The sequence below is a fragment of the Streptomyces sp. NPDC043878 genome, from assembly GCF_056435735.1.
Genome location: NZ_JBWKDW010000012.1, coordinates 33,684 through 57,715, shown reverse-complemented (window position 1 = coordinate 57,715; position 24,032 = coordinate 33,684). Strand labels below are relative to the sequence as shown.

Genomic DNA, 24,032 nt, shown 5'->3' with positions numbered 1-24,032 from the left:
TGCGACGAAACCCTTGTGACGGTTACAGGTTCATGGATACGACGCCGTCGTCGTCAGGGACTTCAGAGGTACGTCCAGGCGAATTTCCGTCCCCTGGGGATGGGCTCCCCGGCCGATGCGGATGCGGGCGCCCACCGACGCGGCCCGTTCGACTATGCCGACCAGGCCGAAGTGACCTGTCCTGCGCAGGTGTTCGAGGCTGGTGTCGGCCGGCAGGCCGCAGCCGTCGTCGTACACGCTGATGCTGAGCAGCTCGCCGTGGACGCCCGCGCTGACGTCGACGCGGGTGGCGTGCGCGTGGCGGTGGGCGTTCTCCAGGGCCTCGGTGGTGATCGTGAGGAGCTGGCGGGCGACCGCGGGAGGCACCGGGGGCGCGTCGCCCCCGCCTGTGGGGGTGTAGGTGGTCGGCAGACCGGTCCGGGTGCCGAAGTCGGCCGTTCGGGAGGCCAGTTCGCCCAGTACGTCTGTCGCCTGGGCCCGGTCCGGCTCGCGGCGCAGGTCGGTGAGGAGTTCACGGGACTCCGCGGCGGCCCGGCGGGCGGCCCGGGCCACCAGTTCGGCCTGCCGTCTCACCACCGCCGGATCGAGGCCGGCCGCGTCCGTGGAGGCGGCCAGTCCGTCCGCGGCCATGGCGACCCCGTGCAGGGTCTTCGCCACCGAGTCGTGCATCTCGCGGGCCAGACGCGCCCGTTCGGCGGCGACGGCCTCCGTGGCCGCCAGACGTGCCTGTACGGCCGTCAGTGCCTGCGTCGCCGCGCCGAAGCGGAGCACCAGGTTGCGCGACGTCGAGCCGATGGCGCCCGTGATGACGCAGATGCCCGGCAGCAACAGGAGCTCGGCGAGGCCGGTGTGCGGGTCCTGGAGGGTCGCGCGGACGAGCAGGAGGACCAGCGACTGGAGGGAGGCGAAGACGGCGGCGCCTCGCCAGCCGTAGACGATGCCGGCGAGCAGCGGGGTGCAGACGCTGACGTAGGCGAGGGTGGTGTCGGGGCCCGCCGAGACGAGGAGCAGGGAGCCGAACAGGGTGTCCACGGCCAGGAGGGTGGGGTGGCGCAGGAGGAGGGGTCCGAAGCGCTCCCAGTCCCTGAAGAGGGCGTAGGACGCCATGAAGGTGACGATCACCGCCGCGCTGACCAGGCGCGTGCCGAGGCCGGGGGCGGCGTTGAGGAGGGCGGCCGGGGCGGCTACGGCGATCATCGCCAGGCGGAAGCCGAAGACCTGGCGGCACATCGCCTGCAGGGCGTTGATCTGGACGGGGACCGGGACCGGGTCCGGGACGGGGGCGGGGTCGCGGGGTGTGGGGGACAGCAGTCGCGGTCGCCTCGGTGGTCTCGGCAGTCGTGTCGTCGTCGGCATGAGCCCTCCCCCGCCCCCTACTTGCCCGTGATGGAGCCGAAGTCGGTTCCGGAGCCGAGGAGGAGTCCCGCGCCGAGCAGGATCATCGTGGCCGGGACCATGAACGTGGTGATCATCAGCGTGGCCTTGGGCACCGCGCGGGCCGCCTTACGGCGGGCGTTCTGCGCGTCGGTGCGGCGCATGTCCTTGGCCAGGGCGACCAGCGTGTCCACGATCGGGGCACCCAGTTCCTCCCCCTGCTGCAACGCCGTCACGAACATCGCGACCTGTTCGGAGTCGTTGCGGCGGCGCAGTTCCGCGAAGGCCTGGCGGCGGCTCATGCCGAGGTCCATCTGGCGCAGGGTGATGCGGAGTTCGTCCGCCCACGGCCCCTCGTACTTCAGGGCGACCCGGTCCAGGGCCTGGCGGAAGCCGAGGCCCGCGCTCACCACCACCGCGAGGACGTCCAGGAAGTCCGGCAGGGTCCGTTCGATGACGTCCTTGCGGATGCGGATCGCCGACCAGATCCCGACCTCCGTCCAGAACGCGCCGAACGCGAACAGCAGCAGCGCCAGCAGGAAGTTGCCCTTGAAGAGGAAGACCAGGCCGCCGACGCCGCCGAGGAAGCCGTAGACCGCCCGGCGGGCCGCGTAGCGGTCGATCGTGAGGCCGCCCGGGTTGCCCGCCAGGTCGATCCTGCGGCGGTAGCGTGCCACCCGCCGGGGGCCCATGAGGCGCAGCACGGCGGGCGCGTACCGCATGCCCATGCGGTCGATCAGCGAGTCGACCGCGCCGGTGCGGGTCGCGCCGACCTCCAGGGCCAGCACCAGGTCACCGGGGAGTTTGGCGTCGGCCCGGTACATGCGGATGCCGGCGAAGACGCCCCACACGCTGAGGCCCATCGCGGTTGCCAGCAGGAGTGCCATCGTCTCGATCCTCCTCGGCTCTCAGACGTCGATGCGGGACAGGCGGCGGATGAGGAGGAAGCCGACCGCGTACAGGGCGAACGCGACGATCACCGCGCCCTGTCCGACCGGGGAGCCCGTCATACGGTCCAGGGCGCCGTCCTTCACGCCGTTCATCAGGAACAACGAGCCGATGCCGAGGGCGGGTACGGCGTACGACGTCATGTTCACCTGCGACAGCTGGGTGCGCACCTCCCGTCGCGTCTCCTTGCGTTCCTCCAGGGTCTCGGTCAGGTTCCGCAGCGCGCTCACCACCTGGCCGCCCGCCCGGGCCGACAGCACGAGGGTCGTCACGAGGACCACCAGCTCGCGCGACGGCAGGCGTTCCGCGAGCTCGCCGAGGGCCTCGTCCATGGACGCGCCGACCGCCAACTGGTTCGCCACCTTGCCCAGTTCCTCGCCGGCGGGCGCCTCCAGTTCCTCCGCGGCCATCCCGATCGCGGTACGCAGCGCCAGTCCCGCGTGGGTGGCGTTGGCCAGGATGCGGGCCAGCTCGGGGAGTTGGTTGATGAAGCGTTCGATGCGTTTCTGGCGCTGCCAGGCGAGGAACTGGAGCGCCGCCCAGATGCCGAGCAGTCCGGCGATCGGCCCGAAGAAGGGCGCCAGGGTCGCCTGGCCGACCAGCCACAGGCCGGCGGTGACGGTGAGCATCGCGGCGAAGAACTCCCCCGGGGTCACGTCGAGTCCGGTGGCGGCCAGCCGCAGTTCGAGTCTGCGGCCGAGGTCCGTGCGGCGCAGCCTGCGGTCCAGGTTGCGGAAGCGGCGGCGGCGTCCGCTGCCGGGCGGGAGCTGGCCGGCGGCCGACAGCCGGTCGACCAGGGCTGCCCGCTGTGCCCTGCCCTTGGCGTAGACGTGGACGCCCACGACGGCGAGGACGCAGGTCAGCAGGGTGACGCCGGTGGTGAGCGTGACGAGGTTGTCGAGTTCCATGGGGCGGTCCTACCTGGCTTCTCGGATGGCGAGCTGGTCCGCGGAGTCGGCCACGCCGAATGCCTGGGGTATGGGCTGGCTCGCCATGTAGAGGCGGTCGGCGCTGCGGCGCGGGAGCGGGTGGTAGCGGAAGGTGCCGTGGATCAGGCCGTCCGCGGCCATCGGCCGGGCTTCGAAGCGGGCGACGCTGACCAGGCGGTACGGCTCGCCGCCGTGGCTGTCGAGCACGGCGACCTCGGTGACACGGCGGGCGCCGTCGGGGAAGCGGGTGAGCTGGATGATGACGTCGACCGCGCTGTTGATCTGGTCGTGCAGTGCCTCGAAGGGGATCCCGACCTCGGACATGGAGGCGAGGGTCTTGAGGCGCATCAGGGCGTCCTCGGCGCTGTTGGCGTGGACGGTGGCGAGCGAGCCGTCGTGGCCGGTGGACATCGCCTGGAGCATGTCCAGCGACTCGCCGCCGCGGACCTCGCCCACCACGATGCGGTCGGGGCGCATCCGCAGCGAGTTGCGGACCAGGTCGCGGATGGTGACCCGGCCCTTGCCCTCCACGTTCGGCGGCCGTGACTCCAGTCGGATCACGTGCCCCTGCTGGAGCTGGAGTTCGGCGGAGTCCTCGATGGTGATGATGCGCTCGTGTTCGGGGATCAGGCCGGAGAGGGCGTTGAGCAGGGTCGTCTTCCCGGTGCCGGTGGCGCCGGAGACGATGATGTTGAACTTGGCCTGCACCAGGCCCGCCAGCAGGTACAGCATCTGCTCGTCGAGCGAGCCGAAGCCGACGAGTTCGCTGAGCGTGAAGGAGCGGGGGAAGCGGCGGATCGTGAGCGTGGCGCCGGTGAGCGACAGCGGCGGGACGATCACGTTGACGCGTTCGCCGGACGGCAGTCGGGCGTCGACCATCGGGTTGGACTCGTCGACCCGGCGGTTGACCGTGGAGACGATCCGCTCGATGGTCTGCATCAGCTGGTCGTGCGAGGGGAAGCGGAGCGGCAACTGCTCGACACGGCCTCCGCGTTCGACGAAGATCGCGTCGGGGCCGTTCACCATGATCTCGGTGATCGACGCGTCTTCGAGCAGCGGTTCCAGGATGCCGAGGCCGAGGGCCTCGTCGACGACCCTGCGGATCAGCTGCGAGCGTTCGGCCGTGGACAGGACCGGGCCCTCGCGGCTGATGATGTGGCCGAGCACCCGCTCCAGGCGGGCCCTGCGTTCGGCCGCCGCCAGCGCGCTCATCTCCGCGAGGTCGATCTCCTCCAGGAGTTTGGCCCGGTAGGAGGCGACCAGGTGGCCGTCCTCGCCCCGGCTGCCGTTCTCCTCCGGGGTGTTGATGCGTGCGCGCAGGCTCATGGTGCGTTCCTCAGTGGTCGAGCGGCATGGTGGCGGTCTTGTGGGCGTCACCGAAGTCCCAGCCGGGCACGATGGACGGTATGGGCAGCGTCGCGGTGACGGTCACCTCGTCGCCGCCGTACGCCGGGCTGCAACTGGTGGTCAGCCAACTGCTGACGGCCTCCTGGCAGCCCTGCTCGGCGCTGAGCTGGAGCGAGGCGCTGCGCGCGCCGGCCCGGGCGGCGGTGCCGGCCTGCTGCGCGGTGTAGGTGATCAGACCGATTTGCACGCCCGCCATGGCGACGAGGACCAGGATCGGGATGAACCCGAGGTATTCGAGGGCGACCTGACCCCGGTCGCGGGCCGCGCGGCGCACGCGGCCGCGACCGTCGTCCCCGCGCCGGCCGCAGACGTCGTCCCGCCTCGGGCGACGACCGTCGTCCCCGCGGCGGTCTACACCACGGGCACCGGCCCCGCGGCGGTCTACGCCACGGGCACCGGCCCCGGCGCTGTCCCGGACGCGCCTTCTCCCGTCGTACGACATCTCAGTCCTTCGCCTCCTCTACGGCGCCCGCGTGGCCCTTGACCTCGAAGGGGAAGCCGATCGAGCCGGGGAAGAGGACGGGGATCTTCAGCGTGACGTCGGCTGTGACATAGCCGCCACCGCCCCCGCACGCCACCGTGCCGCTCCACGCACCCGGCAGATCGGCCAGGCCGGCCTGCTGACATGCGGACTGTCGCGCTCCCGGCTCCGCGGCGGTCCCCGCCCGCACCGCCTCGTCCGCGGCGTGCCCCGCGAGTGTGAAGGTGTATCCCGCGAGGACGAACTGCCACATCAGCACCAGGGTCAGCAGGATCAGCGGGGTCATGCCGAGGAACTCGACGGTGACCTGGCCCCGGTCCCGTCCGTCGGGAGCCGTACGTCTCGCTGTCATCGCTACCCTCCTCCGTCCCGGCGGCGCCGCCCGCTCCCCGCGCCGCGTTCGCTGCGGAACCGGCCGCTTCTGCGGTCGCCCTCGGGGGCCTTGACCAGGCCCAGTTCGGCCGCGAGGCCCCACAGGGCCTGTCGCACCGTGCTCCTGCCGTCCAGTTCGTGGATGCGGCCGGCGTCGACGGTGCTCTGGAGTTCCTTGAAGTTGGCCGGGATCGCGACGCCGGCGACGGCCGTGCCGGTGATCTTCCGGATCAGCGCGGGCTGGATCTCCGTACCGCGCGTGTGGCGGTTGACGACGACGGTCGTCTCCTCGGCCTTGCGGATCTGGAGCCGGTCCCACATCCGGACCGTGCGTTTGGCGCCCCGGACGGCGAGGACGTCGGGGGTGGTCAGCAGCAGGGCCGTGTCGGCCATCTCCACGGCGGCCGCGCCGGCGCCGCCGAGCTGGGCGCCGCAGTCGACGACGACGACCTCGTAGCGGGAGCGCAGGGCGCTGATGATCTGGCGGGCGGCCCGGTCGGTGACCTCCTCGCCGCGCTCCCCCTCACCGGGGGCCAGCAGCAGCGCGAGCCCGGTGTCGTGGCGGAAGACGGCGTCGGCGAGGACGCGCGGGGAGATGTCGGTGATGGCGGCCAGGTCCACGACGGAGCGGCGGAACTGCACATCGAGGTAGGAGGCGATGTCCCCGGTCTGGAGGTCCATGTCGACCAGGGCGGTGGGGCGGCCCGACGCCTGTGCGGCGAGGGCGAGTTGGATGGCTGTCAGGGTGGTTCCGACGCCGCCCTTGGCGCCGCTGACCGTGACGACGGTGCCGCCGACGCCGGTGAACACGTCCCCGCCGTGGCCCAGATGGCGGCGTACGCCCGTCGACCACTGCGAGACCGCCTGGACGCGGCTGGCCAGTTCCTCGTAGCCGAGCGGGAGGGCGATCAGACCGCGGGCGCCGTAGTCCATGGCGGCCTGGAAGAGGCCGGCGCTGACGTCGGAGGTGACGAGGATGACGCCCACCGCGGGGAAGCGCAGGGCGACTTCACGGATGAGCTCCAGGGCCGGGACCGGGCCGATGCGCTCGTGGACGATCACCACCTCGGGCAGTTCGTCGATGGAGTCGGCGGCGAGCCGGCCGAGGGTGTCGATGAGCTGGGTGGAGTCGGTCACCGCGGACACCGGTTCGGCGTCCGGGAGCTGGCTGAGCAGAGTCGTGAGGGAGCGGACCGCGTCCGCGTCGCCGACTGCCGGGAGGATCCTCGTGGGCATGGCGGCCTCTCACTTGTCCGTCACGAGTTCGTAGGTGCGGTCCTTGTCCGGCACCGTGGTGTCGCCGCCGGGGGCCACCAGCGCGAGGCGGACCCGCTTGGCGAAGGACTCGGCGTACGTGATGCGCTGGGCGTCGATGGTGGCGAGCGCGAAGGTGATCGGTACGGCCTCGGTGGCCTGCTGGGCGCGGTTGTCGGCGTCGGGCTGGAGCGCGGTCAGTTCACCGACGTCGATGACCCTGGCGTTCGTGACGATGATCTTCGACTGGGCGGGGTCGCCCTCCCGCGCGCCCTCGAAGGTGGCGTACACGTTGACCGTGGAGCCCGGTGTGATCTTGCCGGCGACGCCGGTCGCCGCGTCGATCATGATGGCCACCTCCTGCTGCCCGGGCTGGAGGGCGGGCTGGTCGACGATCATGTCGCTCTGCAGCAGGGAGCCCTCGCGCAGCGTGGTCACGGCGATCTTGCCCCGGATCGCGGCGAGGTCGGTGACGGCGGTCTTCGGCAGCCACCGTTTCGGCATGCTCGTCTTCTCGAACTGGGCCGCGGTCAGGCCGGTGTACGGCTTCACGTCGGACTTCAGCCGGTACGCCGTGACCTCGGGGCCGACCTTGGACTTCACGTCGTCGATGACGGACAGCACGCCGGCGAACGCGCCCAGCGCGCACAGGACCGACAGGAGCAGGAGTATCACGCCGCGGCGCTGACGGGAGTTCATGAACCGTACAACCTCATTGGGGGTTTCGGTCGAGCGGAGTCGGGGGTGCGAGAGCGGCAGGGGGTCCGGCTCAACCGGCGGGCAGCTGGTCCTCGTGCACGGATGACGCGGCGGACACGGTGGTCCCGGACGCTACGGATGACGTGGATGACGTGGATGACGTGGAGGATCCTGATGCGGAGGACGCCGAGGACGCGGGCGGTGCCACGGGCGCCGGGGCGGTCGCGGAGCAGAAGACGCAGCGGTCGCCGATGACATCGAGGCCGCACCAGTGGCATACGGACTGCCGCACGGAGGTGACGAGTTGGTAGAGGACGGGCAGATCGGGCAGGAAGGCGCAGAACTCGATCAGCCTTCCGGTCCCCCACCACAGGGCCGACTCGGCCGGCAGCGGGACCTCGCGCAGGCCCTGGACGTTCCAGGTCTTGGCCAGGGTCGCGGTGATCCAGTCGGACTGCAACTGGCCCTTCGCGACCAGCATCGACGTGCCGAACTCCGGTCCGGCGAGGGCGGCTTCGGGCCCGATGCGCGTCAACTGCGGCTCCGGGTGGGCGATCACGCCGAACTGGGTGCCGGGCACCCACGACCGGGCGTGCGACTTGAGGTTGACGGCGACCCTGTCGAGCCGGGCGACCGAGCCCAGCAGCGCGCCGGCGTGGAGGTAGTGGGTGAGCAGCCGCCCGGCCGAGGCGAGGACGCCCGGGCTGAGGTCGCAGGAGGCGAGCTGCCTCAACTGACGGGCCAGGACGGCGAGTCCGAGCGGGGGCAGATCGGGGCGGAACAGGGCGATCCGGTCGCTCTCCAGGAGGGAGCGGACGGTGTGCAGCCGCCGCCCCACGGCCTCGGGAACGGCACGGGAGCACACGACCACCACGTACCCGTACTGGTCGATCAGCGACTGGACGGCCGCCAGCGACTGTTCGAGCGGTTGCGTGTCGAGGTCCCGCAGGACGACGGCGGGCAGCGTTCGCTCGTCCTGCGGTGGCAGCGCCATGTCGGCACTGGTCACGGCAATGGCAGTTGGCACGCGCAGCTCCCCGTTCCATGCCCGACGGTCCGCGCCGGTTCCGCTCCGGCACGCACCGATGACTTCACTGCGTGACTACCTCAGCACTGTAACCACGCCCCTGTGACCGGAGAACAGCGTTTGTTTGACTTCCTGTGCCTCTTGCCCCGTCCTGGAAACTCGAAAGAGGTGGATTACACCCCAGATGGGGTGACAAGTGAGGTGGACTGGACCTCTTGACAAGGGAATTGGTCTGGACCAACTATGACGCCAGCGGTGGCCACCGTCCTCGTTCCCTCCCCCACCTCCGGAGGCCCTTGTGGACCGCGCACCAGGCATACCCAGACGCGCCCGTATGTGGGCCGGGGCGGTCACCGCCGCCCTCGCCCTCTCCGTGGCCGGCACGGGCCAGGCGTCCGCCGCGGACGTCAACAACGCGAAGAACGCCGGCTTCGAGTCCGGTCTGGGCAACTGGACCTGCACCGCGGGCAGCGGTGCGACCGTGTCCTCGCCCGTGCACGGCGGCTCGGCCGCGCTGAAGGCGACTCCGGCCGGACAGGACAACGCCCAGTGCACCCAGAGGGTGACCGTCAAGCCCAACTCGACGTACACGCTGAGCGCGTGGGTGCAGGGCGGGTACGCCTACCTGGGCGCGACCGGCACCGGTACGACCGACGTGTCGACGTGGACCCCGGACTCCTCCTCCTGGAAGCAGCTCACGACGACCTTCAGCACGGGCGCCTCCACGACGTCGGTGACGGTCTACACGCACGGCTGGTACGGGCAGGCCGCCTACTACGCCGACGACCTGTCGGTGTACGGCCCCGACGGCGGCGGTGGCGGCGACCCCGCGCCGACGGTCCCCGCGGTCCCGGCCGGCCTGAACGTGTCGGGCACCGGCTCCTCCTCCGTCTCCCTGGCCTGGAACACGGTCTCGGGCGCCACGGGGTACAACGTGTACCGCAACGGCACGAAGGTGACGGCCGTGTCGGGCACCTCGGCGACGGTGACCGGCCTCGCCGCGTCCACGTCGTACTCCTTTCAGGTCACCGCGACCAACTCGGCCGGTGAGTCGGCGAAGTCGGCCGCGGTGACGGGGACGACGACCGCGACCGGCACGGGCGGCGGCGGGACGGTTCCCAAGCACGCGGTGACCGGCTACTGGCAGAACTTCAACAACGGGGCGACGGTCCAGAAGATCTCGGCCGTGTCCTCCCAGTACGACATCATCGCGGTGGCCTTCGCGGACGCCACGACGACGCCGGGGGCCGTGACCTTCAACCTGGACTCGGCCGGGCTGGGCGGCTACACCGTCGACCAGTTCAAGGCGGACATCAAGGCGAAGCAGTCGGCGGGGAAGAAGGTCGTCGTCTCGGTCGGCGGCCAGAACGGCACGGTCTCCGTCAACGACACGACGTCGGCGACGAACTTCGCGAACTCGGTGTACTCCCTGATGCAGACGTACGGCTTCGACGGCGTCGACATCGACCTGGAGAACGGGCTCAACCCGACGTACATGACGCAGGCGCTGCGCTCCCTCGCCGCGAAGGCCGGGTCGTCGTTCGTGCTGACGATGGCTCCGCAGACGATCGACATGCAGTCGACGTCCAACGGCTACTTCCAGACCGCGCTGAACGTGAAGGACATCCTCACGGTCGTCAACATGCAGTACTACAACAGCGGTTCGATGCTCGGCTGCGACGGCAAGGTCTACAGCCAGGGCTCGGTGGACTTCCTGACCGCCCTGGCCTGCATCCAGCTGGAGGGCGGCCTCGCCCCGTCCCAGGTGGGCCTCGGCCTGCCGGCCTCCACGAGCGGCGCGGGCAGCGGCTACGTCTCCCCGACCGTCGTGAACAACGCCCTGGACTGCCTGACGAAGGGCACGGGCTGCGGCTCGTTCAAGCCGTCCAAGACGTACCCCGGCCTGCGGGGCGCGATGACGTGGTCCACGAACTGGGACGCGACGGCGGGCGGTGCGTGGTCCAACACGGTGGGGCCGCACGTGCACGCGCTGCCGTAACGGCGGCTGCGGTGACCGCCTCGGCCCGGGGTGTGTGGGCGGGGGCGGTCGCCCTGGCGGGGCCGCCTCGCCGAGCGACCCGCTGCCGGCCAGGACACCGGTGTACGGCTGCCCCGTAGCCCCCGATCAGACGAAGAGGAGCCGATCGGTCACGGTCAGGCTCGGGAACGCTCGGATGACAAGCCTGCCGGACTGCTCGTCCGACTCGAACTCCAGCGAGACGTAGGTGGCGCCCGACTCCGCGTGCACCGTCATACGAGTCGCGCCTTCGCGGAACAGGTCGAGGATTTCGTCGCCGCCACCGTTCCTCCAGCGAACCCTCACTGATCTGGCGAGAGCGTCGTAAGAGAGGAGGATCCGCTCGACGCCCTCGCCCCGCAGAGTGAGCAGGCGAGCCTCGCTGCCCTCCCCGGCCTCTGGCCACTCGCCGATCGCTTCGAGGATCTCCTGATCGTCCGGCACAACGAACTCTCGGTACATGACTTCTCCGAAGGGCGTGGTCAGCACTTCACGACGACCACCTTGGCGAACAGGGTTGCCGCTTCTTCCTGGGAGACCTCCACCAGCGCCTCCCGCGTGTACGCCTCGATGTCGTCCACATAGGCCGGCCGGTTCGGCCGACGGGAGCAGAAGGTGACGTTCGCGGTGAGTACGTCGTCCGCCGGTCCGCCCGCGGCCAGGGACACGTATCCGAGCATCGGCCACGACAGCGTCGGCGGCACAGCCAGGAGACCCGTGCGGACGTAGCCGAGGGAACGGCGCAGCAACGTTTCGAGCCTTGCCGGGCCCGAGGGAGGCAGGTCGTAGTCCGTCATGCCGCGGCCGTTCACACTGGCCTCGTAGTGGATGACATCGTCGAACTGCCCACGGCCGCGCCCCGAGTAGCCGGAACGCAGGGCTGTCAGGAGTTGCGCGTCACCGTCCAGGGTCCAGCCCGCTCGGACGACGGCGCGGAAGGAGTCGGGCACGTCCTCCTCCAGGGCGCCTGGCTTCACCGCTGCGAGGAACTCGTTCATCCTGGTGTTCGTCTTCACGGTGCACGGTCCTCCTTGACTGGCGACACCGCAGGCCCGATGAATTCAAGTACGTTGCCCATCAGCTGTTTTCCGCACACAGGACACCCTCTTCGGTACGCGTGCCAACGCGAGCGCTCGGTGTTGTCGGGGAACAGGGGCAGCACCACATCCAGAGCGATGACGCGGAGGTCGGCGCCGCAGACCGGGTGCGTGATGTCGAGGGGCTCCCCGACGACGGCGTCGGCGAAGTCCGCTTCGGTCGCTGTGCCGGAGGCCACACGCCCGTCGAGGGAGTCCAGGTCGGTCCCGTCGCTCCAGTGCAGGTAGTAGCGGTGCAGCGGCCGGCCAGGGCGTCCGCGCACCAGGATGCGGCGCATTCGGGGATGGTCGGCGAGCAAGCGGTCCTCCGGCTCGTCGAAGCCGACGATCGGCTCGGCCGCCTCGACGGGCTCACCGGCAGGAAAGTATCGCGCCTCCCACTTACGGAAGGTCATGTTCAGCCCGGCCACATGCGCTCGGCCAGTCGATGTCCTGCGCCTCATGGGCTGTCCGAGGCCAGGTAGGCGCGGGTTTTCGCCAGGCTCAGCGTCGCCGCTCGGAACGTGATGCCTGAGTTCTCCGCGCCCAGGAGCACCCGGAGACCCCCGTCCTCGGTGACCGCGAGGTCGATCGCTCGCGCCTCGACGGCACCCCAGCCTGTGACTCGAAGCCCCTCGACTCCGGTGAAGAAGAGGTGGAACTCGAAGGCGTTGAGATTCCTTTCCTCCCACTCAGGAGTGGGACTCGCCGGAAAGACGCGCGTATCGAAACCCAGTGTCACGGAAAGCGCGCGTTCGTCGATGTGCACGTAGAAGAGATCGCAGACCTCCGGAGAGGGTGGATTTCCGTCGTACAGCGGTCCGAGGAATTCGGGTGATGCGAGGAGTCTCGTCCAGTCAGCGGGCATAGAAGGTCTTCTCATGGGTCGCGGGGAGGGTGGAGAAGCGGCGGGCGTCCACCTTGCTCACGAACAGGTGGGGGCCGTCGTCCGATCCGTCCGGACGGACTGCGAAGGCACTCACATGGCCGACGCGGACCGATTCACTGCAGTCGAACCGCAGGGCCAGCCCTTGCCCACGGACCTTCACCCGCATACGTCGCTCCGTGCCCCAGGGCGCCATGTCCAGGCTGCCGACAGCGGGCACGGCCCACTCGGTCAGGGCGAGATTCTCCACTGCGAGGAACTGGAGTTGACACTGCGCGGTGTCCAGGCCCGCCTCGACCCACTCGCCCGGTGGGAAGACCGGAAAGGCGGGCAGGTCGACCCGCAAGGTGACCGTCGGTCCGCGCCAGTCCAGATTGATCGACCGAATTCTGGTCCGGCTCCAGTCCAGAGCCTGGCAGTAAAGCGAGCCGAGCGCATCCGGATTGACGAGGTGGTCCTCGACGGTCACGAGGCAGCGCTCCTCGCGGTTGGGGCCTGGCGGCGAGGAATCATGACTCGGTCGCAGTGACCCAGTCACTCGTCCTCACCAGGGTGGGGCCGCTCACCTCTTCGCCGCCGGACACGTAGGCGAGCCACCGGAGTTCGTCGCAGGCGAAGAAGGACTCGCCCCAGGAGTCCACCCAGATGCGCGCCTCCCCGTCGCCTGTCCGCGTCACGTCCCACCAGGCCCAGCCGCGGGATTCGGATTCCGGGTCGGCCTGGTAGAGCCAGTCCTGCAGGTCCCAGGGTCCGCGACCGATCTCTTCGGTGTAGCGCTCGATACCCCGTCGCGCGAACTCGGGCACCGGCGCCGAGGCTCCCCGTGCGGCCGCGACAAACCAGTCGGGCAGCGTGTCCACAGGAAGATCCCTTCCGTCGAACGGCTGCTCGACCGCCAGTTGGAGGGCGGGAGCCAGCACGGATCGCACCCTGGAAGCGAACTCCTCGACCGGGCAGTTCGTCCGCACGTCGAAAGCCGACAGCACGGGGGGTGCCCCCTCCGGCGTCGGCCGATGCGACACCCGGTCCCTCTCCTGCTCGATGTCCTCGATCTCGTGAAACATTCAGCGCTTCTCCGTCAGCCTTCGTCCACTACCCGACCCGGGTATTTTGCCACTTCTTCCCGGAACTCCTTCAACATGCCTCCGGGGATCCCATAGAGGTCATCCCCCATGGTCGGATCCGAGATCTCGGGGCAGATTTTCTTGAGTTCTTTCCACTCCTCCTTCGTGAACCCCTCCTGGCGCTCCTGCGGTATAGCCGTCCTTCTGATCTTGTCGCGAAATGCGGCTGATACCTGGAATTCCACGATTTGCCCGCCCTCACCGCGGAACTGAACCGTATGCCCTATGTCCCCGCTCAGATTGACGTAAAGGAATCCCTTGCCCGTGATGGTCACCTTGCCGTCCTCACCTATATGGATACGTCGGCTCTGCGGGAAGTCCGTCTGCTTGCGGTATCCGAGTACGGTTTCCTCGCAACGTGGAGCGAGCCCGACGGGGTCGATCCACGAGAGCGGATTGTGCACGTAGGTGGACGGGTTGGGAGCCGGCGCCAGGCCCAGGGGGTCAGGGGTGAGGTAGCGGGCGGTCTCCGGGTCGTAGTGGCGGTGGTAGTTGTAATGCAGTCCGGTTTCGGGGTCGAAATACTGGCCCGGGAACCGTAGCGGGGTGTACGTCGTGCTGCCGGATGGCCAGGACGTCGTTCCCCAGAGCGTGGAGCGAGCGTGCCAGGCGACGCTGCCGGTTTCGTCCACAAGCTCGGTCGGTGTGCCGACGAGATCGGTGACGATTGCGAAAAAGCGGGAGTCGATCTCATCCTGTGTCACGTCGTCGACACCGACGCGCTCGGTCTGGGCGATCGGCTGCAGGTCCTGGTGGTCCCAGGTGAGGGTGATCGGATGAGGCAGGTCCGCCGCCTCCGTGCTCTGCTCGCAGAGAGTGGCGCCGTCCCAGGTGAACTTCGTCTGTTCGACAACGCTGACGCCGTCCGAGGCGAGGCGTTGCTTGGCGGTGCGGCGACCGAGTGGGTCGTAGAGGTAGCGCCACCTGGTTCCGTCGGGAGTGACGACGGAGGTGAGGCGGTCCTCGCAGTCCCAGGTGTAGCGCCATGTGTCGGGTTTGCGGGAAAGACGGGACTTCTGCCGCAAGACGATCCGACCCGCGGCGTCGTGCTCGTAGCGGACCTTCCCTGCCCGAGTCAGGCGCGTGCCGACATAGTCGCGCGTTCCAGTGGCCTCGTGACCAGGGTGCGTGGAGGGCCAGGACGCGTCTGTCTGGTTACCGGCGACATCGTATGCGTAGTGTTCCGTCCACTCTGCTGCTCGCACCGAAGTGACGCGGCCTCTCGCGTCGAGGTCGAAGTGCCGCGTTCCCGCCCGCGAGTCGTCAACACTGACCAGACAACCGTCCACCCGATAGGTGTAGTCCCGCCGCTGAAGGCTCTCCCCGTCAACGTCCAACATTGATTGGGACGTGAGGCGGCCCGCACTGTCGAAAGCGTTGGACAGAGTGATCGTCTCTCCAACGAGACGGGTCAGTAGCCGGTCAGCCGCGTCATAGGTGAAAGCGATCCGGTGATTTCCGGCATTCAACTCGTCGCACCGGCCGACCTCGTCATAGGTCCAGCGGCTGACCGCGCCGGTAGGGGTGGTACGGCTCGTACGGCGTCCGAGCGTGTCGTACGTATACCTCGTAGTACGGCCGTTGACCGACTCGGAAAGCAAACGACCGGCTATGTCATGGTGGAGCGTGAGCGTCGAGTCGCCGGTGGTGGCCGTGCTGAGCCGCCCCGCGGGGGTGTACGTGAAGTCGACGGCCTGGTCGGGCGTGACCCTTCGAGTGGTCTGACCCAACACATCGCGCTCGAACGAGGTCGTGCAGCTCAGTGGGTCTGTGACGGTGTTGAGGCGCCCCGCCGCGTCGTGGCTGTAGGTGACGGTACGACCGTCGAAATCCGTCTCAGCCGCAAGGTACCCGGCCGAGTCGTACACATAATTCCATTGCAGCCCCTGGGGACTTGTGACATTGATGAGCTGCAACTCTGTGTCGTGCGTGTACGTGTATTGCGCGCCGTCCGGCCCCATGCGCGCCGTGGGCACGTCGAAAGGACCGTATTCGAATCGGGTGACTGCTTCCAGCGCGTTCGTATGCTCGGTGCAGTTGCCTTCCGCGTCGTGTTTCCATGCCTCGATCGTGCCGTCGGATGCGATGCGGCGGGTGAGCTTGCCCTCCACCGTCCACTCCTGGCGCGTCACGTTTCCGAGAGGGTCAGTGATCACGGTGGGACGGCCGAAAGCGTCGCGCTCGAAAGAGGAACGCGCTCCGAGTGGACCGATGGTCTCCGTGAAAAGGCCGGCCCCGTCACAGCGGACCCGTGTCGTGTTGCCGAGGGCGTCGGTGACGGACAGAAGGTGCCCCGAGCCGTTGTAGGCGAAGCGAGTGGTGGCCCCCGCCGGATCGGTGACAGCGGTGCGATCACCCTTCTCGTTGTACTCCTGGCGCCAGACGGTTCCGTCAGGGCCGGTGATGAGGGTGGGCAGACCAAGTGCGTCGTACTCCGAGGACAGTTCGCGGCCGTCAGGCCGGATGACCGCGGTTATTCGGCCGCTGTCGCTGTAGCGGTAGCGCACGGCATGCCCCAGCGGGTTGACGATGGCGGTGAGTCGCTGCTCGGCGTCCCACATGCGGTGCGTCGTGTGTCCCAGCGGGTCCGTCTCGCGGACGAGGCGCAGGTTCTCGTTGTGTTCGTAGGTGCGGGTGTGGCCGAGGGAGTCGGTTACGTGGGTGGTGCGGGTCGTGTCGTCGTAGGTGAGGGTGGAGGCGAGGGCGTTGCCGGTACCGCCGGTGGACGTCACGCGGCCGCGTTCGTCGTAGGTGTAGCGGTACGTCGTGTCGTTGCGGTCCGTCCACGAGGTGATGCGGCCCTCGGCGTCGTAGGTGTAACGCAGCGGCAGACCGGAGGAGTTGGTCTCCTCGGACAGGTGGCCCCGCTCGTCGTAGGCGAAGGTCAGCAGGGTGGTGCCGGAGCCGCCGGGACGGGTGGGGTCGAGCAGGCGCAGGCCCGTGACACGGGAGTCGGACGGGTCCCGGTCGATCGCTACGCGGTAACCGCCGGAGTGGACCACCGCCGCGGGGATGTCGCCCTCGGCGTAGACGACGGTGACGCGGTTGCCGTTGCGGTCCTCGATGTGCTGGAGAGGCAGGTCCACCGCCGTGCCGCCGGCCGCCGCGACCGGGCCGTGGAAGACGTGGGCCAAGCCGGTGTCGGGGTCTGTGACGCGGATCGCGCCGTCGGTCTCCGCGTCCCAGGACAGGGTCAGGCGGGAGCCGGGGGTCTCCGGGCGGACCGGCTCCCTGGTCTCCGCGTCCAGGCGCGGGAAGCACAGCCGCGCGCCGTCCGCCGCCGCGTACACGAAGCCGTCCTCGTCGGCCTGGACGCGCTGGTCGAGGGTGGAGGCCCAGGTCGGGCCGAACCAGCCGCCCGAGCGGTACGAGGACAGGTGGACGCGCTCCAGGACCAGCGGGAGCACACCCGGCAGGGACACGTCCGTGCGGGACAGGGCCATGTCGCCGGTCGCCACGTCGATCGGGTCCCGCACGAACGTCTTGAGCATGTTGCGGACCGAAGCCGGCAGCTTCTCGAAGCCCGGGTTCAGCTTCAGCCGCTCGAACGCGGCGCAGTTGAGCTTGAACGCCTCGCTCAACTTCGCCAGTTCGGCCGGCTTGAGTGCCTTCAGGCCCTTGCCGAGTGCCTTGCCCAGGACGCCGAGGCCGACGCCCATCACCGCGCCCTCGGCCAGGATGCCGGCGAGTTTCTCCGGGTCCTTGAACGCGCCCGGGTCCTCCAGCAGCGTCGCGAACGCCGAGAACTTCGCGCCCTCCTTGGCCATCTTGGCCACCGACGCGACGCCCCGGATCTCCTTCAGCGCCTTCAGCGCCCGTTCCACGCCCCGGATGACCTCCATCACCCCGCGGACCACCGAGGCGAGCGCGGTGCCCTCCTCCTCGATCCGGGCGATCAGCGCCACCACCTTCAGCGCCCGCTCGCCCGCCACCAGCGTGGCCGCCACCGACGACGCCCCCGCGGTGAGGACGTCCAGCGCCAGGCCCGCTATCTCGAACTCGACGATCTCCGCGAGCATCACGCCGATCTCGGACAGCAACTCGTGCGCCTGGTCCGCGAAGTCGTCCAGCGCCTTGGCGCCGTCCCGCAGCGCGTCCGCCATGTCCGTGGCGTTCTTGCGGGCCGCCTTGGAGCGCTTGTTGAGGGCCTTCGCGGCCTCGCCCTCCCACCGCACGTCCGACAGCGCCCGCTGCGCGGCGGCGGCCGCGTCGTCCAGGCCCGTGGCCAGGCGCCGCCACTTCTTGGCTATCTCCCGTACGCCGTCCGGGTCCACCGCCGGATCGGTGATGCCCAGGAACTCCAGACCGCTGGCGACCGAGTCGCCGAACATGTGGTTGAACTTGTTGATGTAGTGGAACGGGTTCAGGTCGACCACGGCCGGCTCAGTCCTTCGCCGGCCGGGCCGCCGCCGCCAGCAGCACGTCGAGCAGGTCGAAGGCGTCGGAGACCTCCCCGATCAGCTTCGCCTCCGCCTCCCACTCCTCCGCCAGCTGCCCGGTCAGCTTCGCCAGGGTGGTCATCCCCTCACGGATCTCCTCCGTCGCGCTCAGCAGCGAGCCCAGCGCGCCGAGCGCCGACAGGTCGTGCGACTCCGCCACGAACTCCTGCAACGGCTTGGCCGTGTGCTGCTGCCCCACCCCGCGCAGCCCCGACGCCGCCGTGCGCATCGACGCCGCCTCCTTGCTCAGATCCGACATGCGGTCCAGCCCCCGTACTTCGCTCTGTGCACATGCCAACCCCACGACACTAGGGAGAGCGGTTATGCGGGAGGTATGGGCCGGATCAAGGGGAAGTAAAGATCACCCCGAGCCCACCGCCCCGTTCACGGGCGCCCCGTACCGCGCGGCACCCGCCCTCGGCAGTGCGGCCCACATCCGCGTACCGCTCGACGGCTCCCTGGACTCCCCGAATCCCCAAGCGCCGTCACACGCCCGGCAGACGCAGGCCAGGACGCGCAGGGCCGCCCGCCGGCGCGTGTCGCAGGCCGTGGCGAGCTGCGGCTGCGTGTGACGCGGGTGGCTGTCGTAGACGATGACCTTGAGCGTGTCGGCGCGGTAGCGCAGGGACAGGTAGAAGTTCCTCGACTCCGTGAACTGCGCCGCCGTCGCCACCAGTTCGCCGACCGCCTGCACCGCCGGGTCCCTGATCTCGTCCAGTCCGTGCGCCTTCAGCACCTCCCGCGTCGTCGCCCGCGCCAGGGCGGAGCTGGCGAGGGCCGCCGGAAGCGTGAAGCTGTACGACAGGGTCTCCGGGGTCGGCTTCGTCGGATCGGCCGAGAAGGCGGGGGCGAGTGGGCAGCGGGACGCGGACATGACGGCTCCTTCACTGGAGTACAAGGGTGAACTGCGGCTGCCGAGGCGTCCGGTGGCATGTCTCCCTGACACGCGCCCACCCCTCCCAGGGAAGGAGACGGCGGGCAGACGCGTGCGATGCGCTTCCGGTACGGCGAGTAGCGTTCGCTGCACCCAACGTACCCAACATGGGGGCTAATTTGGCCCCACACTGGGAAAGTTACGCCCATTCGTGGAGGGGTCGCACGCTCAAGCGGCAGACTGCACGGGACCGCGCGCGGGAAGGAACGGCATGGCAGCGAGGACGTCGCCCACGGAGCGTCAGAGGCGGCTGGGGGCCGAGATCCGCAGGATGCGCACGTCAGCGGGCGTGTCCGCTGAGTACGCCGCAGGACTTCTGGGCGTGGACCGGGGGAAGATCTCCCACATCGAGTCCGGCGTCCGCGCGATCAGTCCGGAGCGGGTGCGCACCCTCGCCTGCAACTGCGACTGCCAGGACGAGCGGTACGTCGAGGCGCTGGTGGACATGGCACAGTCGGGACAGCGCGGCTGGTGGGACAGGTATCGCGGCACGCTGCCCCAAGGGCTCCAGGACATCGCGGAGTTGGAGGCTCACGCCGTGCGGATGCGGGCCGCCTACTCTGTACACGTCCCCGGGCTGCTCCAGACCTCCGATCACGCTCTCGCCGTCTTCCGCGTCGTCATCCCGCAGTTGCCCGAGCACGAGGTCTCCCTGCGCCTTGCGCACCGGGTGGAGCGGCAGCAGGTGCTCGACGGCGACAACCCGCCCGCGTTCGTGGCCGTGGTGCACGAAGCGGCGCTGCGGATGCAGTTCGGCGGTCGCAAGGTGGCCGCGGCGCAACTCGGTCACCTGCTGGAGCGCTCCGAGCAGGACAACGTGACCTTGCTCGTGATTCCGTTCGAGGCTGGGGCCTTCCCCGGCGCGGGGCAGACCGTCGTGTACGCGGAAGGGCCCGTCCCGCAGCTCGACACCGTCCAGATCGACAACTCGCACGGGCCCGATTTCCTGCACGCCGACACGCAGTTGGCCAAGTACCGTGCCCATCTGGACTGGATGGAGCGCATCGCCCTGTCTCCCTCGGCATCGCGCGACTTCATCCGCAGTATCGCCAACGACGTCTGAGGAGTCGGCCATGACTGACATCGCCTGGGAAGAACCCTTCTGCGGGGAGGGAAACTCCTGCTTCCGCCTCGGTACCGACCCCCAGGGCAACGCCTACATCGCCATAGCCGGTGCCGAGGACGTCCCTCTCGTCGACAGCCGTGACGCGTTGCGGACGATGATCCTCGACATCAAGGCGGGCAAGGCCGATCACCTGATCTGAAACATTTCCCGGGGGTCACCGCATCAATGAGGTGAGGACGATGTGCACGTAACCGGGGGGCATGGATGAGACAGGCACGAGCGGACGAGTACGCGGAGTTCGCCGCGGCGCGCGCCGGGCATCTCTACCGGTCCGCGTGTCTGCTCACCGCCGGGGACACGCATCTCGCCGAGGACCTCGTGCAGGAGACCCTCGGCCGGCTCTACGTCCGCTGGCACCGCATGGCCCGGGTCGGCAACCCCGCCGGGTACGCGCAGACCGTCCTCACCCGTGCCTTCCTCGCCCATCAGCGGCGCCGCAGCAGCACCGAGCGTGCCACGGACGTGTTCCCCGACCTGCCCGGCGCCGGTGACGGTGACACGTCGTTGCGGCTGACCCTGCTCCAGGCGCTCGCCCGGCTGCCCGCCAAGGACCGGGCGGTGGTCGTCCTGCGGTACTGGGAGGACCGGTCGGTCGAGGAGACCGCCGACGTGATGAACGCCAGCTCGGCCGCCGTACGCACGCGGTCCACCCGTGCCCTGGGCCGGTTGCGGGAGCTGCTTGGCAGCGACCTCGGCGAGTACGCCCGGCCCTGAGCCCGTCCCCCGGCTCCCATCCGGGCCCCCTGTCTCACAGACCTGTTCCCAGCGATCGTAGAAACGGTGGTTCGCCATGCCCGTTCACCACCCGAGCGACTCCTTCGAGGCGCGGCTCACCGACGCCCTGCACCAGACCGGCGGCACCTTCGACACCGACCGGCCCGCCCTGGTCGCCGCGGGGGCGGTGCGCGGTCGGCGGCTGGCACACCGGCGCCGGGCGGCCTTCCTGGGCGGTGCGGCCGGGGTCGCGCTCGCCGGTGTCGGCGGGGTGCTGCTCGTGCCCTGGGGAGGCGGCCGGCCAGGAGCGTCCGACTCGGTGGGCGGGGCTTCGCCGAGCGCCCGGCCGAGCACGCCGCCCCCCGCGGTCACCGGTCGGGAGCTGATCGACACGCTCAAGGGGCTGCTCCCCGGCGGGAAGCTCACGGACACCCAGGCGCGCGGTCCGGAGACGGGTCAGGGGTATGTGAGCGCCGTGTTCGACGACGGCCGGGGCAGGGCGGCCCTCTCCGTGGGCCTGGACCGCGTCGAGCCGGGCAGCGAGCAGGCCCGCCAGTGGGGCACCTGCCCCGACAGGACGCTCATCCCGCAGGACGGATGCGAACGCCGCGTGCTGACCGACGGATCGGTGGTCGTGATCCTCAAGGGGTACGAGTACCCGGACCGGCGCGTGGACACCAAACGGTGGAGCGCCGAGCTGGTCACGCCCGCCGGGCAGCACGTCTCGGTGAACGAGTGGAACGCGGCCGCCGAGAAGGACGCGGCCGTCTCCAGGCCGCTCCCGCCCCTGGACGCGGACCGGTTGGAGCATGTCGCCGCGGCCGCGGCCTGGCGGCGGGCCGTCGACACGATCCCCCGGACACCCGCGGCGCCCACGGCCGGCACCGCCGAACAGGACGCCCTCGGCGGTGCCCGGGTCCTGTCCACGCTGGTCGCGCTGCTGCCCGAGAACGTCAAGGTGGTCTCCCGGCACGGCGAGGGCGACTACGCCTATGCCGTCGTCGACGACGGCAAGGGCAGGAGTCTCGTGCAGGTCAACGCGCAGCGGAACATGGGCGACGTGGCCGGCGACCTCTTCGCCGGGGCGGAGAAGCTCGACGACGGCACGCTGGTCGCGGAGCACCAGGGGCCGGGCGACAAGGGCGTCGAGGGGGGCGTCATGTGGACCGTCGACACCCTGCGGCCCGACGGGTTCCGGGTCGTCGTCAGCGCCTTCAACGCCGGTACGCAGCACCAGGCCCCGACCCGTGAGACGCCCGCGCTGACGATGAAGCAGCTGCGGGCGGTCGCCCTCGGCGACAGGTGGCTGGTGCTGTCGTAGGCGGTGGCCGGGAGCGCGCCGGGTCAGAGGAACTCCGACCACAGCTGGTCCCAGACGCGCTTCGCGCACAGCACCGGGGACCGGCGGGAGACCCGCGAACGCCTCGCCCGGGGTCGGGGTCACCCTGATCGCGAGGTACACCGTCACCGCGAACACGACGCCCACCAGGACCGTCATGCCCTTCTCGAAGACGGCGTACCTGTTGAACCAGACGAAGGCCGGGCTCACCAGACGCAGGCGACGGCCCACGCCTTGAGGTCCGTCACGTCCGGGAACAGCGCCCGGAGGGGCAGCGCGCCTCCATCCGATACGCCCTGGAGGCCGAAACGCGCCATTGACGCTTGACTTCGTCTTGACCTGCTCATGCCACACCTGGACGATGAGCGGCACACCCGCACCAGCACGTCGCCGAACCACCCCCCGCTCCACTCCCCCACGTCCGGAGACCCCGGATCCCTGGAGAAACAAGGAGTTCGCATGCGACTTCGGATACGAGGATCAGGCGTCCGCGGCGGCAGACGCACCGCCGCGCTCGCCGCCCTGATGGCCCTCGCCCTCGCCGCCCCCGTCTCGGCCACGGTGACCAGCGCCACCGCCGACAGCGCCCGCGCCGCGGCCCCGGGGCCCGACGACATCCGCCAGTACGAGATCCACGTCGACCACAGCACCCCCCTCACCCGCACCGCCATCGCGCGAACCGGCGTGAGCGTGGACGAAGCCGACGAGGAGACGGTCGTCGTCTCCGGCCGCGCGGCCCAGATCGACAAGCTCCGCCGACAGGGGTACGAGGTCTCTCCGTTGGGCGCCGCCCCGGACCGCTCCACGGCGGCGGACGACCTGCGCCTCTTCGACTTCCCGTCGGCCGACTCGAAGTACCACAACTACGCGGAGATGACCTCCGAGATCAACACCCGGCTCGCGGCCTACCCGAACATCATGAGCCGGCGGGTGATCGGCAAGTCCTACCAGGGCCGGGACATCGTCGCCATCAAGGTCAGCGACAACGTCGCGACCGACGAGAGCGAGCCGGAGGTCCTCCTCACCTTCCACCAGCACGCGCGCGAGCACATGACGGTGGAGATGGCCCTGTACCTGCTGCGTGAACTGGGCGCGGGCTACGGCAGCGACCCACGCGTCACCAGCATGGTCGACAACCGCGAGATCTGGATCGTCCCCGACCTCAACCCGGACGGCGGCGAGTACGACATCGCGAGCGGCTCCTACCGCTCGTGGCGCAAGAACCGCCAGCCCAACTCCGGTTCCTCGTACGTCGGTACGGACCTGAACCGGAACTGGAACTTCAAGTGGGGCTGCTGCGGCGGATCCTCGGGCTCGACGTCCTCCGAGACCTACCGGGGGGCCGCCGCAGAGTCCGCGCCCGAGGTGAAGGTGGTCGCCGACTTCGTGCGCGGCCGGGTCGTCGGCGGGAAGCAGCAGATCACCGCGGGGATCGACTTCCACACCTACAGCGAGCTGGTGCTGTGGCCGTTCGGGTACACGTACTCCGACACGGCGACGGGGATGACGGCGGACGACTACAACGCCTTCAAGACCGTCGGACAGAAGATGGCCGCCAGCAACGGGTACACGGCTGAGCAGTCGAGCGACCTGTACATCACGGACGGGTCGATCGACGACTATCTCTGGGGCACCCAGAAGATCTTCGACTACACCTTCGAGATGTACCCGACGTCCAGTTCGGGGGGTGGGTTCTACCCGCCCGACGAGGTGATCGAGCGGGAGACGTCCCGGAACCGGGATGCGGTGCTGCAGTTGCTGGAGAACGCGGACTGTATGTACCGGTCCATCGGCAAGGCGGCGCAGTACTGCGCGTAGGCGGTGTGACTGGAGGCGCGGGGAGTTGGTGTTGGCGTTTTGCGCAGTTCCCCGCGCCCCTGAGGTGA

At 69.7% G+C, this 24,032-nt stretch carries 24 protein-coding genes and 1 pseudogene; 6 read left to right on the top strand and 19 right to left on the bottom strand.

Translation table 11 applies throughout. The features are described from left to right. Window positions 1–30: 30 nt before the first annotated feature. The 9 genes from AC07AZ_RS18155 to AC07AZ_RS18115 all read right to left on the bottom strand — a co-directional run bounded on the left by AC07AZ_RS18155 (window position 31) and on the right by AC07AZ_RS18115 (window position 8,458). A complete protein-coding gene (locus tag AC07AZ_RS18155; RefSeq protein ID WP_478848803.1) occupies window positions 31–1,356 on the bottom strand; it encodes a sensor histidine kinase in 1,326 nt (441 codons plus the stop codon). Window positions 1,357–1,373: 17 nt separating this feature from the next. Further along, complete coding sequence (locus tag AC07AZ_RS18150) at window positions 1,374–2,261, bottom strand: DUF5936 domain-containing protein (protein WP_478848801.1); 888 nt, start codon at window positions 2,259–2,261, stop codon at window positions 1,374–1,376. A gap of 21 nt (window positions 2,262–2,282) precedes the next feature. Continuing rightward, entirely contained in the window at window positions 2,283–3,230 is a 948-nt protein-coding gene (locus AC07AZ_RS18145; RefSeq protein ID WP_478848799.1) for a type II secretion system F family protein, read from the bottom strand. Between the two features lie 9 nt (window positions 3,231–3,239). Further along, on the bottom strand, window positions 3,240–4,577 hold the full coding sequence (locus AC07AZ_RS18140; RefSeq protein WP_478848797.1) for a CpaF family protein: 1,338 nt from the start codon (window positions 4,575–4,577) through the stop codon (window positions 3,240–3,242). 10 nt (window positions 4,578–4,587) lie between these two features. Next, window positions 4,588–4,932, bottom strand: coding sequence for a TadE/TadG family type IV pilus assembly protein (locus tag AC07AZ_RS18135; RefSeq protein WP_478848795.1), 345 nt, complete (start codon window positions 4,930–4,932; stop codon window positions 4,588–4,590). 169 nt (window positions 4,933–5,101) lie between these two features. Further along, window positions 5,102–5,491: a TadE family protein gene (locus tag AC07AZ_RS18130; RefSeq protein ID WP_478848793.1), complete on the bottom strand. Its 390-nt coding sequence runs from the start codon at window positions 5,489–5,491 to the stop codon at window positions 5,102–5,104. 2 nt (window positions 5,492–5,493) lie between these two features. After that, window positions 5,494–6,747 (bottom strand): CpaE/TadZ family protein, encoded by a 1,254-nt coding sequence (locus tag AC07AZ_RS18125; RefSeq protein ID WP_478848791.1) that lies wholly within the window; start codon window positions 6,745–6,747, stop codon window positions 5,494–5,496. Window positions 6,748–6,756: 9 nt separating this feature from the next. After that, window positions 6,757–7,464, bottom strand: a complete 708-nt coding sequence (cpaB, locus tag AC07AZ_RS18120; protein WP_478848789.1) for a Flp pilus assembly protein CpaB — start codon at window positions 7,462–7,464, stop codon at window positions 6,757–6,759. A 70-nt stretch (window positions 7,465–7,534) separates the two neighbouring features. Next, window positions 7,535–8,458: a hypothetical protein gene (locus AC07AZ_RS18115; protein ID WP_478849116.1), complete on the bottom strand. Its 924-nt coding sequence runs from the start codon at window positions 8,456–8,458 to the stop codon at window positions 7,535–7,537. 367 nt (window positions 8,459–8,825) lie between these two features. Here AC07AZ_RS18115 and AC07AZ_RS18110 point away from each other — a divergent pair, with 367 nt between their 5' ends. Beyond that, window positions 8,826–10,490: a chitinase gene (locus AC07AZ_RS18110; protein ID WP_478849114.1), complete on the top strand. Its 1,665-nt coding sequence runs from the start codon at window positions 8,826–8,828 to the stop codon at window positions 10,488–10,490. A 126-nt stretch (window positions 10,491–10,616) separates the two neighbouring features. Here the strand turns inward: AC07AZ_RS18110 and AC07AZ_RS18105 are convergent, their stop codons facing one another. The 9 genes from AC07AZ_RS18105 to AC07AZ_RS18065 all read right to left on the bottom strand — a co-directional run bounded on the left by AC07AZ_RS18105 (window position 10,617) and on the right by AC07AZ_RS18065 (window position 18,907). Beyond that, a complete protein-coding gene (locus tag AC07AZ_RS18105; RefSeq protein ID WP_478848787.1) occupies window positions 10,617–10,997 on the bottom strand; it encodes a hypothetical protein in 381 nt (126 codons plus the stop codon). After that, window positions 10,991–11,524: a hypothetical protein gene (locus AC07AZ_RS18100; RefSeq protein ID WP_478848785.1), complete on the bottom strand. Its 534-nt coding sequence runs from the start codon at window positions 11,522–11,524 to the stop codon at window positions 10,991–10,993. Before AC07AZ_RS18100 ends, AC07AZ_RS18105 begins: the two co-directional genes overlap by 7 nt. Continuing rightward, complete coding sequence (locus AC07AZ_RS18095) at window positions 11,521–12,000, bottom strand: hypothetical protein (protein ID WP_478848783.1); 480 nt, start codon at window positions 11,998–12,000, stop codon at window positions 11,521–11,523. The genes AC07AZ_RS18100 and AC07AZ_RS18095 overlap by 4 nt, the downstream gene beginning before the upstream one ends. A gap of 44 nt (window positions 12,001–12,044) precedes the next feature. Further along, complete coding sequence (locus tag AC07AZ_RS18090) at window positions 12,045–12,452, bottom strand: Imm50 family immunity protein (RefSeq protein WP_478848781.1); 408 nt, start codon at window positions 12,450–12,452, stop codon at window positions 12,045–12,047. Further along, the gene (locus AC07AZ_RS18085) at window positions 12,442–12,939 is read right to left on the bottom strand and encodes an Imm50 family immunity protein (protein ID WP_478848779.1); all 498 of its coding nucleotides are present in this window, start codon (window positions 12,937–12,939) and stop codon (window positions 12,442–12,444) included. The genes AC07AZ_RS18090 and AC07AZ_RS18085 overlap by 11 nt, the downstream gene beginning before the upstream one ends. A 40-nt stretch (window positions 12,940–12,979) precedes the next feature. Next, window positions 12,980–13,534, bottom strand: a complete 555-nt coding sequence (locus AC07AZ_RS18080; protein WP_478848777.1) for a hypothetical protein — start codon at window positions 13,532–13,534, stop codon at window positions 12,980–12,982. 14 nt (window positions 13,535–13,548) lie between these two features. Further along, on the bottom strand, window positions 13,549–17,970 hold the full coding sequence (locus AC07AZ_RS18075; RefSeq protein ID WP_478848775.1) for a DUF6531 domain-containing protein: 4,422 nt from the start codon (window positions 17,968–17,970) through the stop codon (window positions 13,549–13,551). A 7-nt stretch (window positions 17,971–17,977) separates the two neighbouring features. Then, window positions 17,978–18,292, bottom strand: a complete 315-nt coding sequence (locus AC07AZ_RS18070) for a hypothetical protein (protein WP_478848773.1) — start codon at window positions 18,290–18,292, stop codon at window positions 17,978–17,980. 102 nt (window positions 18,293–18,394) lie between these two features. After that, window positions 18,395–18,907: an ATP-binding protein gene (locus AC07AZ_RS18065; RefSeq protein ID WP_478848770.1), complete on the bottom strand. Its 513-nt coding sequence runs from the start codon at window positions 18,905–18,907 to the stop codon at window positions 18,395–18,397. Between the two features lie 271 nt (window positions 18,908–19,178). Between AC07AZ_RS18065 and AC07AZ_RS18060 the strand changes: the two genes are divergently transcribed. The 4 genes from AC07AZ_RS18060 to AC07AZ_RS18045 all read left to right on the top strand — a co-directional run bounded on the left by AC07AZ_RS18060 (window position 19,179) and on the right by AC07AZ_RS18045 (window position 22,128). Next, window positions 19,179–20,030 carry a helix-turn-helix domain-containing protein gene (locus AC07AZ_RS18060; protein ID WP_478848768.1) on the top strand — a complete coding sequence of 284 codons (852 nt, stop codon included), beginning with the start codon at window positions 19,179–19,181 and terminating at the stop codon, window positions 20,028–20,030. Between the two features lie 10 nt (window positions 20,031–20,040). Then, window positions 20,041–20,232, top strand: a complete 192-nt coding sequence (locus AC07AZ_RS18055) for a hypothetical protein (RefSeq protein ID WP_478848766.1) — start codon at window positions 20,041–20,043, stop codon at window positions 20,230–20,232. Between the two features lie 65 nt (window positions 20,233–20,297). Beyond that, window positions 20,298–20,807 carry a SigE family RNA polymerase sigma factor gene (locus AC07AZ_RS18050; RefSeq protein WP_478848764.1) on the top strand — a complete coding sequence of 170 codons (510 nt, stop codon included), beginning with the start codon at window positions 20,298–20,300 and terminating at the stop codon, window positions 20,805–20,807. A 76-nt stretch (window positions 20,808–20,883) separates the two neighbouring features. Continuing rightward, on the top strand, window positions 20,884–22,128 hold the full coding sequence (locus tag AC07AZ_RS18045; RefSeq protein WP_478848762.1) for a hypothetical protein: 1,245 nt from the start codon (window positions 20,884–20,886) through the stop codon (window positions 22,126–22,128). A 78-nt stretch (window positions 22,129–22,206) separates the two neighbouring features. On the opposite strand, the pseudogene AC07AZ_RS18040 reads toward AC07AZ_RS18045, so the two are convergent. Further along, a pseudogene (locus AC07AZ_RS18040) lies at window positions 22,207–22,424 on the bottom strand (Nramp family divalent metal transporter); the annotation flags it as partial. 181 nt (window positions 22,425–22,605) lie between these two features. On the opposite strand from AC07AZ_RS18040, the gene AC07AZ_RS18035 reads away from it, so the two are divergent. Beyond that, a complete protein-coding gene (locus AC07AZ_RS18035; RefSeq protein ID WP_478848760.1) occupies window positions 22,606–23,964 on the top strand; it encodes a M14 family metallopeptidase in 1,359 nt (452 codons plus the stop codon). Window positions 23,965–24,032 lie beyond the last annotated feature (68 nt).